The 14,043-nt window shown below is 63.7% G+C and carries 2 protein-coding genes; both read left to right on the top strand.

All coding sequences use genetic code 11. The annotated features are described in order from the left end of the window. Positions 1-94 precede the first annotated feature (94 nt). Positions 95-13,819 (top strand): two-partner secretion domain-containing protein, encoded by a 13,725-nt coding sequence (locus KF707C_RS26900; RefSeq protein WP_003453318.1) that lies wholly within the window; start codon positions 95-97, stop codon positions 13,817-13,819. After that, a complete protein-coding gene (locus KF707C_RS26895) occupies positions 13,809-14,030 on the top strand; it encodes a hypothetical protein (protein ID WP_081608097.1) in 222 nt (73 codons plus the stop codon). Before KF707C_RS26900 ends, KF707C_RS26895 begins: the two co-directional genes overlap by 11 nt. The last annotated feature ends 13 nt before the right edge of the window (positions 14,031-14,043 follow it).

Raw genomic sequence — 14,043 nt, 5'->3', positions numbered from 1 at the left:
TCGGACCGTTCCCAAAGCTTTCTCGGCCCAGCTTGGGCATGGACTCCATTAGCGTTTCTTCCTCATTCGCTGGTCGCCGGATAGGAACAGGTACATGGACGTTCGCAGCCCCCTCAACCAATGCATCGCGCTGGCGCTGGCCGGGATTCTCTTCCTCCAGCCCATCGTCGTCACCGCTGCGGAACTGGCCGTGGACCGCAACGCCGGGAGCAGCACCCAACTGGGTCAGGCGGGCAACGGCGTACCCATCGTCAATATCGCCACACCCAATGGCAGCGGCCTGTCCCATAACCGATTCACCGAGTACAACGTCGGCCAGCAGGGACTGATCCTCAACAACGCCACGGGCAAGACCCAATCGACCCAGCTCGGCGGCCTCATCGTCGGCAACCCCAACCTGCGCGGCCAGGCGGCCGGCACCATCCTCAACGAAGTCACCGGCAGCAACCGCAGCCGCCTGGCCGGCTACACCGAAGTCGCCGGGCAATCGGCTCGGGTCATAGTCGCCAACCCCCACGGCATCACCTGCAATGGTTGCGGCTTCATCAACACTCCGCGCGCCACCCTGACCACCGGCAAACCCGTGCTCCACGGCACTCGCTTGGATCGCTTCCAGGTGGAAGGGGGCGACATCCTGGTCGAGGGGGAGGGGCTCAATGCCGGTAACCTTGACCAGTTCGACCTGATCACCCGCAGTGCCCGGATCAACGCTGAACTGCATGCGCGGAAGCTGAACATCATCGCCGGCCGTAACGAGGTGAAGGCGGACTCCCTGGCTGTCACTCCGCTGGCGGAAAACCGAAGCAACCGACCGGAGCTCGCCATCGACAGTTCGGCGCTCGGCGGCATGTATGCCGGCGCCATCCATCTCGTGGGCACCGAAGCCGGGGTCGGCGTGAAGCTGGCCGGGAACCTGGCAGCCAGCGGTGGTGACATCCGCATCGATGCCAGCGGCAGGCTGAGCCTGGCGCAGGCGACCGCTACCGGCGATCTGCAGGTCAAGGCTGGGGCGGCCGAGCTCAAGGGAGACGCCTACGCGGGTGGTCGTGCGCTGCTGGAAACACAGGGCGACCTGACCCTGCGCCAGAACCTGGTGGCGAAGGACGCTGTGCGACTGAGCAGTGGCGGCGGCCTCCTCAACCAGGGCGTCGTCGAGGCGGGCGCCCGCCCGGGTGACCGGCAAAAAGGGCGTGGTGATATCCAGGTACGGGCGCAGGACCTGCGTAACAGCGGCAGTCTGGTGGCTGATCGTAACCTCGAGCTCCAGGTCGGGCAGTCCCTGGACAACCAGGGCGGAACCCTGAGTGCCCAAGGCTCGACCCGTGTTTCCGCCGACAGAGTGGATAACCGCCAGGGCCGGATGCTGTCCCATGGCGAACTGGCAGTCGAGGCGCGAACCCTGGACAACCGGCAATCCGGTCTTCTGGCCAGTGGCGGAAGGCTGGATGCCCGACTCGGACAGTTGGACAACCGCTCGGGTGAGATATCCGGCGGGACCCGCATCGATATCCGGGCCGAAGCAGTGGACAACCGGGCGGGCAAGGTCCTCGCAAAGCAGGCTCTCGACCTGGCGGCCGAGGGGGCGGTGAAGAACCAGGCGGGCATCCTTGGCGCCGGACGACAGCTGCAGCTCAAGGCCGGAGCCCTGGACAACAGCCAGCAGGGACAACTCGCCAGCCAAGGCGACCTGGAGGTAAAGGTTGTCGGCACGCTCGACAACCGCGCCGCCGGCCGGGTCAGTGCCGAGGGTGATGCCAAGGTCAGCGCCGGGACGCTGGACAATCGCCAGGGTGGGCAGCTCACCGCTAGCGCCGCCCTCGACCTGAGTGCGGGTCAGGTCGACAACGCCGATGCCGGCCGTATCGCCAGCAACGGCACGCTCACCGCCAGCGTCAGCGGCCTCGACCAGCGAGGCGGTGGCCAACTCTACAGCGGTGGCGATCTCAGCCTGGACCTCCACGATGGCCATCTGCAGAACAGCGGCGGCCTGATCCGGTCACCCGGTCAATTGCTGTTGCGCAACCTGGCCGACGTCACCAACCAGGGTGGGGAGATCTCCAGCGCCCACTCTTTCGATCTGGTTGCGCGGAGCCTGAACAACTCGGACGGCAAGTTGCTCAGCGAACAGTCGCTGACGCTGCGCATCGACGAGATGCTCGCCAACCTCAGAGGCCTGGTCGCTGCCAGGGGCCTCGAACTGACCGCAGCTCGCCTGGACAACCTGAGCGGCAGGATCGACGTCCGGGAGCCGCTCCTGCTCATGGTCAGTGGCGAGCTGGACAACCAGGGTGGCGAGATCGTTGCCACCGATGGCCGGCTGCAGGTTGGCTCACTGGACAACCGCAAGGGCGGAGTCTTCGGCGGTACACGTCTGGACATCGCCAGCTCGGGTGCCGTGAACAACCGAGAGGGGCGTTTAGCCAGCGCGGGCGGGCTCAACCTGATCGCGAGCAGCGTCGATAACACCCAGGGTGGCCGGGTGATGTCGAGCCAGGCCATGTCCATTGCGGGCCTGGAACTCGATAACCGTGGTGGGACGCTGTCCAGTCAGGGAAAGGCGACCCTGTCCGGTACCTTCCTGGACAACCGTGAAGGTGGCCAGGTGCTGGTGGAAGAGGACCTGCAACTGTTCTTCGACCGAATCGACAACAGCCTGAAGGGACTGCTGTCGAGCCAGGGAGACATGCGCCTGGAAGCCGCTCGGTTCATCAACGCGGAGGGGAGGGGGTACGCGCGGCAGGGCTTGTCGCTTCTCCTGAGCGCCCGCGCCTCGGACGCTCAGGGCGGCGTGCTGGATAATTCCCGGGGCTCGCTGCTGACGGATGGTGGACTGCTGCTCCAGGCCACCGCACTGGTCAACCAGGGTGGCGTCATTGCCAGTGCTGACGATGCGTCGGTCATCAGCGAAGGCGCCTTCGACAATCGTGGCGGCCAGCTGGTTGTAGACAAGCACCTGCGGTTGACGTCCGGCGGCCTGGATAACGGCCAGGCTGGACAGATAGACGCCAAGGGCGCGCTCAGCCTGGTCACGGGTGTGCTCGACAACCAGGAAGGTGGCCAGCTCACCAGCAGCGGCCAGCTCGACCTCAACGCGCAGCGGGTGATTAACGCAACGGGTGGCCGTATCGCCAGCAATGGCGCGCTCACCGCCAGCGTCAGTCGCCTCGACCAGCAAGGCGGCGGTCAGCTCTACAGTGGCAGCGAACTCAGCCTGGACCTCAATGGCGGCCACCTGCAGAACAGCGGGGGCCTGATCCATGCTCCGGGCCGGCTGCTGCTGAAGAACCTGAGCGATGTCAGCAACCGAGACGGAGAAATCTCCAGCCACACGGCCTTCGCCCTGACTGCACGCAGCCTCGACAATGCCAGCGGCAAGCTGCTCGGCGCCCAGGCGCTGTCGCTCCGAATCGAGCGTGCCTTGAACAATCTCAAGGGACAGATCGCCGCGAGCGCCCTCGACGTGCAGAGTGGAGCCCTGGATAACAGCGCAGGCTTGCTCTCCGGCAGCGGTGATCTGTCGCTGGCGGTCACCGACCTGGCCCGCAACCATGGCGGCGAGATCTCCGGCGGCGGTGTCGTTCGGTTGGAGGCAGCCGACCTGGACAACCAGCAGGGCGAGATCCTGGGTGACGAAGGCCTCGCCCTGAGCTTTCGCGGTGCGCTGGACAACCGGGGCGGGACGCTGGGCACCGGTCGAGACCTTGTCCTGCAGGCAGCCGGCGTGGATAACCGCCAAGGCACCCTGCTGGCGGATGGCACGCTGAGTGTCGAGGTGAGCGGGTTGCTCGACAACCAGCAGCAGGGGAGCCTGATCGCCAAGGGCGTCCTGGCTGTCGGCGCCCATCGCCTGGACAACCGGGGCGGCACAGTCAGCGGTCAGGGGCGGGTCGCGCTGCAGGGCAAGTACCTGGACAACCGTGGTGGCGCGCTGGCTGCCAATGGCCCGCTGGTGCTCAGGCTGGATCGGCTGGATAACCGCCATCAGGGCCTCATCACCAGCAAGACGGATTTCGTCTATCAGGGGCAACGCCTCGACAACCAGGGCGGTCGTATCACCTCGGCCGGCCCCTTGTTCCTCGAGGCTGAGGAGCTAAATAACGCCCAAGGGCGCATCGCCAGTCAGGGGGATCTGCACGCCAGACTGGAAACGCTGGCGCAGCAGGGGGGTGAACTGGTCGCCCAGGGGCGTCTGCGCCTCGAAGCCCGTGCCCTGGACAACCGCCAGGGCGGCCTGGTGGGCAGTACCGCGGCATTGACGCTCGAAGTCGGGGATATCGACAACCGTGGTGGCGAACTTTCAAGCCAGGCCAGCGTCGGCCTGGTCGGCCAGCGTCTGGATAACAGCGGTGGCAAGGTACTGGCCGGTGAGCGACTGATCCTCGCCGTGGACCGTGTGATCAACCAGGCCAAGGGCCTGATCTTCGGTCTCCATTCGGCCACCCTGACGGCACGGCAACTCGACAACAGTGGCGGCACGCTTTCCAGCGCCGCGACACTCGCCGTCACCCTCGCCGCCGGTGAAGACAAGCTGGACGGTGCCCTGCTCAATCACCAGGGCGTGATCAGCAGCGACGGAAGCCTGGCGGTCAGCGCCGGGCGCATCGAAAACCAGCGAGGTACGGTTTCAAGCGCCGACCGTCTCGTGCTCTCCAGTGCCGGCCAACTCGATAACCAGGGCGGCTTCATCGTCAGTGACGGCTCCCTTCACCTGTCCAGCGCGCGTCTGGACAACGGGCAGGCCGGTGAGATCAGTGCCCAGGGTGATGCGCGGCTCACCACGGGGACCTTTGACAACAGCCAGGGTGGCCAGTTGATCGCCGCCGGCACCCTGGAGCTGGAGGCCGGGCAGGTCGACAACAGCGGCAAGGCGCGTATCGCCAGTGGCGGCCCCCTCAGTGCCAGGCTCTCCGGCCTGGACCAGCACGATGGCGGCGAGCTGTTCAGCAAGGCCGATCTCAGCCTCGACCTGCAGCAAGGGCTGCTGAACAACGACAACGGCGGCCTGATCAACAGCCCCGGCCAACTCCTGCTGCGAAACCTGGGGCAGGTCAGCAACCGTGGCGGCGAAATCTCCAGCCAGCAGGGCTTTACCCTGGCCGCGGAGCAGCTGGACAATCAGGCCGGCAAGCTGCTCAGCAACCAGTCACTGGTCCTGCGCATCGCCCGGGCCCTGGACAACGTCAGGGGCACCATTCTGGCCAATGGCCTGGATCTCCATGCCAGCAGGCTCGACAGTCGAGAAGGCCTCATCAATAGTCGGGAACAGCTCGCCCTGGATGTGGCGGGCCATTTCGACAATCAGGGCGGCAGCCTCGTTGCGGTTGGCGAGCTCGTCCTGGCGGCTGCCACGCTGGACAACCGCGCCGGTGCAATCGCCGGCAGGACGGATGTCCAGTTGAAGGTCGGAACCCTCGACCAACGCGGTGGCCAACTGGTCGCCCTAGGGGCCCTGGAATTGTCGGGCCAGCGGCTCGACAACAGCGCCGATGGACTGATTGGGGCTACCCAGGGACTGAGCCTGGATGTCGACGAGATCGACAACCGCGCGGGTGAGATCTCCAGTCAGGGTGGCGTTACCCTCAAAGCCCGGAAGCTCGACAACGCCGAGGGTGGGCGCCTGCTGTCCGGCTCCCGGCTCGACCTGGTCGTCGAGCACCTGATCAACCGGGCTCGGGGCCTTATCTCCGGTACCACCGCAATCGAACTTCGCGGCACGCAACTGGACAACGAAGGTGGACGCCTGCTCAGCCAGCGGTCGGTGGCGATCAGCCTCGACGATGGCCTGACCAACGGCCAGGGCCTGATCAGCAGCGAAGGTCGGCTGGACCTCGACGTCGGTCGTCTCGACAACCAGGCGGGCAGCCTCTCCAGTGGCGACGCCATGGTCATCGCCAGCCGCGCGGGTCTGAGGAACGACAGCGGCCAGCTGGTTACCGACGGTGCCCTGTCGCTGGCCAGTGCCAGTCTCGAGAATCGCCAGGGTGTGCTCTCCGCCAAGGGGCCCGTCCAGATCGCCACCGGTACCCTCGACAACAGCCAGGGCAGCCTGACCAGCGCCAGTACCCTGCAACTCGACACCGGTCCCCTCATCAACAACGCCGGCCGTATCGGCAGTGGACAGGCGCTCGATGCCAGCGTCACGCGTCTGGAGCAACAGGGCGGCCAACTGTTCAGCAACGCCCAGCTCCGTCTCGATCTCAAAGGCGGCGATCTCGATAACCGCGAAGGCCTGATCAACACCCCTGGTCGACTGCTGCTGGAGAGCCTCGGCACTGTTGGCAACCAGGGGGGCGAGATATCCAGCCAGCAGGCCTTCACCCTTGCAGCACGCAGCATCGATAACCACAGCGGCAAGCTGCTCAGTGCAGAGGCGCTGACGCTTCGTATCGATCAGGCACTGGCCAGCCTCAAGGGCCTGATCGCCGGTTCGCGCATCGACCTGCGAGCCGCAAGCCTGGACAACACCGGCGGTACCCTGACCAGCCGCAGTGACACGCGGCTCCACGTCAGCGATGCGTTGGTCAACGGCGAGCTGGGGCTGATCAGCGCGGCACAGGCGCTCAGCGTCGAGACCGCCGCCCTCGATAACCGAGGCGCAAGCCTGCTGGCCGGCTCCTCGCTCGAGCTGCGAGCGCAGGGCATCGACAACCGCGATGGCGGCCTCATCAACAGCCAGGGTGGACTGGTCCTGCGGGCCCTCACGCTCGATTCGAGTCAGGATGGCGAAGTGTCCACCCTGGGCGCCATGGACCTCGGGCTCAGCCAATTGACCCAGCGTCAGGGCCGTCTGATCGGCAGCCTGGGGCTGCGCCTGGACCTCAAGGGTGGCGACCTGGATAACCGGGACGGCCTGATTCTCGCCCGGGGGCCGCTCAGCCTCGAGCGTCTTCGCGACCTTGCCAACCAGGGCGGCGAGATCAGCAGTCACCAGAGCTTCGACCTCAGTTTGCGCCACCTCGATAACACCGGTGGCAAGCTGATCAGCAGCGGCCAGTTGGGCCTGGCAGGAACGACGCTGCTCAACCAGGGTGGCCTGCTGTCCGGCTGGCAGGGCCTCGGCGTTCACGGCCAGAGCCTGGACAACCGCAACCTGGGCACCCTGTCCAGCCGTGATGGCGACCTCTCCGTCAGCCTGACCGGCGCCCTGCATAACGGCGCAGAGGGCGCACTGGCGAGCAAGGGGCATTTGAGCGTCAAGGCCGCCAGCCTCGACAACAGCGACCGGGGTGTCATTTCCAGTGCCGGTGGGCAAAGCCTCCAGATCGCCGAGGCCATCGACAATAGCGCGGGTGGCTCCATCGACAGCGGGGCAGGACTCGAACTGCGCACCGTCCAACTGAAGAACGCCGCTGGCCGCCTGCATGCCCAAGGTCCGCTTGACCTTGCCGCGCACCAACTCGACAACCAGGGCGGCAGCCTCACCGGCAGTGATGGGGTGACCCTCAACCTGCTCGGCACCTTCGGCAATGCCTCAGGCACATTGGCCAGTGCAGGGCCTCTTGTGCTGCAGGGTGTGACCCGCGTCGACAACCAGGGCGGGCAGATTATCAGCCAGGGCCTGTTGACCCTGCTGGGCGGTAGCCTGGACAACCGCAGTGGCGGAACCTTGGCCGCCAATGGCGCCCTGCTCCTGAGCACGACCGGCGCCGTACGGAACGACGAGGACGGCCTGATCTACAGCCGGGACGCTGGCGTACGCATCGATTCGGCCAACCTGACCAACAGCCACGGCAGTATCCAGTCCAAGGGTGACCTGGGCATCGTTACAGGCGATCTGGCCAACCAGGGTGGGCGTCTCCTCAGCCAGGACGGCAACCTGGACATCACCGCCGGCAACCTGGACAACCGCGGCGGTACCCTCGTCAGCCTTCAAGGCTGGGTGAACGCCCGCCTGAGCGGCTGGCTGAACAATGCCAGCGACGCCGACACGGCCGGCATCGTTCAGGGACGGGGCCTGGTCCTGGCGGCCAGCAGCCTCTCCAACCAGGGTGGACACCTCTCGGCCTTGGCTGGGGATGCGCAACTGACGGTCGGCCACCTGGATAACCGGCAGGGTGGCCTCTTCGCCGCCGGGTTGCTCAGGGTCAAGGGCGACAGCCTGACCAACGCGGGCCAGATGGCTGGCCAGCGGGTCGACTTCAGTCTGGCCGGCGCATTGAACAACCAGTTCGGCATCCTCGAAAGCGACAGCACCCTGAACCTGAAGGTGGCCAGCCTGGACAACCGAGGCGGCCAGCTGCGCGCCCTCGGTGACGGCGGGCGTACGCTATTGGCGGTGCAAGGTTTGCTGGACAACCGCAACGGCAAACTGGAAAGCGCCAACTTCGACTTCGGCCTCGCCGCCGGCAGCCTGCTGAACACAGGCGGTACCCTGCTGCACATCGGCAATGGCACCTTCGACATTTCCCTGCCGAACGTCGCCAACGCTGGCGGAAGCATCGTCACCCAGGGCGGCCTGACCCTCAACGCCGACAGTTGGACCAACAGCAGCACCATCCAGGCTGGCCGTCTGGCGGTAACCGTCGGCACCTTCCACCAGACCGCCAGCGGCCAGCTACTGGCCAGTCGCTCCTTCACCGGTTCCGGTGGCAATTGGCGCAACGATGGCCTGATTGCCAGCGACGGCGGGCTGGCCCTCAGCCTCGGCGGAACCTACGGCGGCAACGGCCGCCTGACCAGCCTGGGTGAGCTCGACCTGGCGGCCGCCCAGCTGACGCTGCCCACTACCGGGCGTATCACCGGAGGTGGCGATACCACCCTCAAGGTCGGGAGGCTGCTTACCAACCACGGCCTACTGACCTCCGCTGGCGGGCTGACGCTCGATGCCGGACAACTGGACAACCACGGCACCCTGGGCAGCGCGGAGAAACTGCGCCTGACGACGCCGACCTTGTTGAACGAGAACGGCCTGATATTCAGCGGCGACGATATCGTGTTGCGTGTCACCAACCTGAAGAACCGATTTGCCGATATCTATAGCCTGGGCTCATTGAACATAGCGGCCAACGACGCAGGCGCGCGCAGCAAGTTGCTGGAGAACATCTCCGCCACTCTCGAAAGTGCTCGCGATATGAAGTTGGCGGTAACGAGCATCGTTAATCGTAAGGATGTCTTCTCGGTTTCAGAACGGCTGATTGCCGGCTCCATCACCTTCCATTGTTACGACTGTAAAGGAAGGCACTTTGACTTCGACTATTTCGTAAGGGAAGAAATAGAGCGCACGGTTACCTCGGATTCTGCAGTCTCAAGTATCTCTGCTGGCGGAAATCTTAGGGTGTCTTCCGATAGCTTCAATAATCAACACAGCCTCGTCTCTGCTGCCGGCAACATCAGTATCGATACAGGCACTTTCAACAACACGGGAGCTGCCACTGAGAGCGTCATACGCAACCGCACCTTCCGTAAGACCGACGACACCGAACCCTCGCATGTATTCTTCGGATTTATCAATGGGTCATTAGCGAACTACAACAAATACAATTCGCGTTACGTCCATAGATATACCGAGACTTCTGGTGGTCGCGATCCATACACGCGCATTCTCCGCACTAATGAGCAGGTAACCAGCACCCCAAACCCGCACTTCAATCCCAGTTTCAATCACAAAATACCCGACCGCTTCTACAGCTACATCCTGGCTAGTTCGTCGGAAACCAGTCTTAATACTGGGGTAGCCGCTAGCGCCATCATCCAGGCCGGCGGCAACGTCACCATCAAGGCCTCCAGTAGTCTGGGAAATGGCGTCAGCCGTAGTAACGTTGCCTACACCGGAAGTGCCAGCAAGGTCTCCGACGCCTCTGTAGCCGCTAGTACGGGCGGCAATGTAGTACTGATCAACGCCCAACTCCCGCCTGATCTCGCCCAAAAGCAGGTCAACCCGCTTTCACTACCCGGCTTCAGCATCCCCAGCGGGCAGAATGGCCTGTTCCGACTGAGTTCCGCCGCCTCCACCGACTCCGAGGTGACCGCAGTCGACCAAGGGCCGCAAAGCTGGTCCATGGGCGGTGCCAGCATCAGCCTTGCCCAGCGCGAGCAACAGGTCGAGGTCAGTGGCAGTCGGTTCGAGGTACAGGTTGGCGACACGTTGGAGGCTGGTAGTCGGGAACTGACCCTCGGCCAGCATCAGTCTTCCGGTATCGGTGGCGCAGGTGTGATCCAGGTGAGCGCCGACGGTGCCTCGATCGGCCAGTCCCTGCCTGGTCGCAGTCAGGGCGATACCGTCGCCAGCGTCGCCGCGATTGTCCCCGAAGAGCAGCCGGATCGGATTGACCCGCCCGGTGTCGGGACCGGCAATGGCCTGAACGTCGAGGACATAGCGCCGAGCCAGCGCACGCCCATCGACCTGGGCGAATCCCCGACGGCGGTCCAATCAGTCCAGGTGCAGCCCCAGACGCCCGTCACCACCCAGGCCGTGGCGCGTGTCCAGGAGCTGCCCGCTGCTGGCAGTGAACCCAGGCCGCACAAGTACCTGATCGAAACCAACCCGGCACTCACCGACCTCAGGCAGTTCCTGAGCTCCGACTACATGCTGGGCCTGCTGGGCTATGACCCCGACAAGGCCCAGAAGCGCCTGGGGGATGGCCTCTACGAGCAGCGTCTGGTGCGCGAAGCCATCACCGCCCGCACAGGGCAGCGATTCCTGGCCGGTCTGCACAGCGATGAAGCGATGTTCCGCCACCTGATGGACAACGCCATTGCCAGCAAGCAGTCCCTCAACCTCGGCCTGGGCGTCAGCCTGACCGCCGCCCAGGTCGCGGCCCTGACCCACGACATCGTCTGGCTCGAAGAGCATGAGGTGAACGGCGAAAGGGTTCTGGTACCGGTGCTTTACCTGGCCCAGGCCAAGGGGCGCCTGGCGCCCAATGGTGCGCTGATCCAGGGACAGGACGTGGCACTCATCTCCGGAGGCGAACTCGTCAACCAGGGCACCCTGCGGGCCGGCAACGACCTCGCCGTCACCGCTGGCAATATCGCCAACAGCGGCCTGATGCAAGCGGGTAACCGGCTCGACCTGCTGGCGACCGACAGCATCCGCAACGCCCAGGGCGGCATCATCGCGGGTCGTGATATCAGCGCCATCGCCCTCAGGGGCGACATCATCAACGAGCGGAGTCAGGACACCCTGACGACTCAAGGCGGCGCATCCTTGATTCGTGACACCGTCATGAACAGCGCCGCCCGCATCGAAGCGGCCAACGACCTGAGCCTGTCCGCCGGCCGCGACCTGGCCAATGTCGGCAGCGTCATGAGTGCTGGAGGCGATGCCAGCCTGAATGCGGGGCGTGACCTTCTCATCGGCTCTGCCACCGAAGTCGACAGTGCCGAAGGTCAGGGCAAGAAATCCCGCTGGAGCGAGGCCAGCATCACCCAGCACGGCAGCGACCTGCACGTGAGGGGCAATCTCCAGGTCGAGGCCGGCCGTGACCTGTCGGTGATCGCCAGCCGGGTCGAAGCCGGTGGCGACATCGCCATGGCAGCAGGACGCGACCTCGATATCGCCTCGGCGGCCAATGAGAGTCACTACGAGTACCACGCCAAACGCAAGCGCAAAGGACTGGATATCGAGCGCGACAGCGTCCGGCAGCAGGGGAGCGAGATCGTCTCGGGAGGTGACCTCAAGCTGACGGCTGGCCACGACCTGAGCCTGACGGCCAGCCGCCTTGAGGCAAGCAATGACGCCTATCTCTATGCCGGTAATGACCTGGGTCTGCTGGCGGCCGAAGACAGCGACTACAGCCTCTACGACAAGAAGAAAAAGGGCAGCTTCGGCAGCAGGAAAAGCAAGCGCGATGAAGTCACCGACGTGCGCAACATCGGCAGTGACATCATCGCCGGCGGCGACCTCATCCTGGCCAGTGAGGGCGACCAGCGTTACCAGAAAGCCCGGCTGGAAGCCGGTGCCGGCCTGACCCTGGAAAGCGGCGGCGAGATTGTCTTCGAAGCCGTGAAGGACCTGCACCAGGAGAGCCATGAAAAGAGCGGGAGCAGCCTTGCCTGGCAGTCCCTCAAGGGCAAGGGGCAGACCGACGAAACCCTGCGCCAGAGCCAACTCATCGCCCGGGGTGAGATCGCCATCAAGGCGGTGGATGGCCTGAGAGTCGACCTCAAGGAGATAGACCAGAAGATCGTCAGCCAGACCATCGACGTCATGGTCAAGGCCGACCCCGGTCTTGCCTGGATCAAGGAGCTGGAGCAGCGCGGTGACGTGGACTGGCAGCGCGTGAGGGAGATTCATGACGCCTTCAGCTACAGCCATTCCGGTCTGGGGGCTGGTGCGCAGCTGGCGATTGCGATCGTCATGGCGGCGGTCGTAGGGCCGGCAGCGGGTGCGGCTGTTGGCGGTGGAGCAGGTGGTGCGGTTACAGGGGCAGTGGCGACCTCGGCAGCGACCAAGGGAACCATCAGCATCATCAACAACCGAGGCGACCTCGGCGCGGCACTCAAGGATGTCACCAGCAAGGAGAGCCTCAAGGACTACGCCGTTGCGGGTGTGACGGCAGGCTTGACCGCAAGCCTTTTCGACAAGCTGTTCGGTACCCGGACCAACCCCTTCACCGGGAAGGTGAACAACCTCGATCTGAGCACCCTGGAAGGCGTGGGCAACTTCGCCGGCAATCAGCTTGCCCAGAGCGCTACCGCTGCGGCGCTCAACGAGCTCATGGGGCGCGACGCATCGTTCAAGGAGGCCTTGCAGAACGCCCTTTATGACACGCTGGCTGCAGCCTCCTTCAATGCCGTAGGCGACTACACCGAAGGCAAATGGGTGGATGGCAGTCCGCAGAAGGTTGCGGTTCACGCAATAGTGGGTGGCTTGCTCAGCAAGGCCACGGGCGGCGACTTCGCGACCGGTGCCGTCGCGGCGGGTGCCAATGAAGCACTGGTGGTTCAGCTCGATGCGCTGGTGGGGAGTGATCCCGATCTACTGACGATGGCCTCGCAACTGGTGGGGCTGGTCGCGGCCGCTGCGGTGGACGGGGATATCGAGAAGGGCGCCTGGGTAGCGAAGAATGCCACGCAGTACAACTTCCTTGGTCATGGCGATTCGAAAGACTTCGAAGAGATGATGAAGGGGTGTGGGGATGATGAGGCGTGTCAGCAGAGATATTGGACTGATCCCAAAAATGGCTTGGACAAACTAAGCCTGGATAATTTCGACGAAGCACTGGCAACTGGCGGCGCCGCTTGGGCAAAGGACCAGATGGGGCAAATCGTCGCGGGTTTGGATGTTTTGAACTCCATGCGGTGCTCCACCTCCACCTGCGAGCACTACAAGTTCACCCTAGTGGATCGTGCCTTGACCAGTTACGCCAAACTGGCAGATGTTGTCGGCGCGTGGGAACCGGTGCTGGGTGTCATTGCTGGAGTGGCGGGTGGCGTTGCAGGCTCTCACACGAGTAGCGGCCGCCGCCCCGCGGGCAGTGAACCTGTACTCGGCTCGGCCCAGGTCCAGAAGTCGTATGAGTACTGGGCTAAGCTAAAGGCTGACGCTGGTGCAAAAGGGGGAGCGGTAAAAGGAACCGTTGCGATACCTGAAAGCCGTGTAGGCCATATTTTCAGAAAAGCTGATGGACATCTTCCAGATACCCCAGCTAATCGAGAATTACTCACAAACTTAGCAAACGATGGCAAAGCTGTTCTTGGCTCTGATCGTCATGGAACTACATGGTCTGCAAAAGTATTGCCGGATGGAAGTCAGGCATGGGTTCAAACACGAGGCGATCAAGTTATTAATGGTGGAATTAATAAAATACCAAAACCTTATGATCCTGAGAGAGGTTTAGCCTCTCTAAAGCCCAGAGGAAGTAAAAATGGAAAATAATAAAGTGCTGACTTTAGAACAGGCTTTTTGTGCCATGTTTTATTTTCTTGAGCATGAATATGCATTAACAAAGTCAGAAGATATAGCAATTATGCTTAGTTCTCTTGATTGGACTGTTTTGGCTGATAATTCTGGTCCACCAGATCCAGCGGCATGGGAAGACTGGTTAGATGCTGTGAAAAAAGCCCAAGAAGATAACCCCAGCTGGTAGCTGGGGTTATTCA

This window comes from Pseudomonas furukawaii (assembly GCF_002355475.1).
GTDB lineage: Bacteria > Pseudomonadota > Gammaproteobacteria > Pseudomonadales > Pseudomonadaceae > Metapseudomonas > Metapseudomonas furukawaii.
Note: the sequence above shows the minus strand (reverse complement) of the source record. Positions and strands in the feature narration are given on the sequence as shown.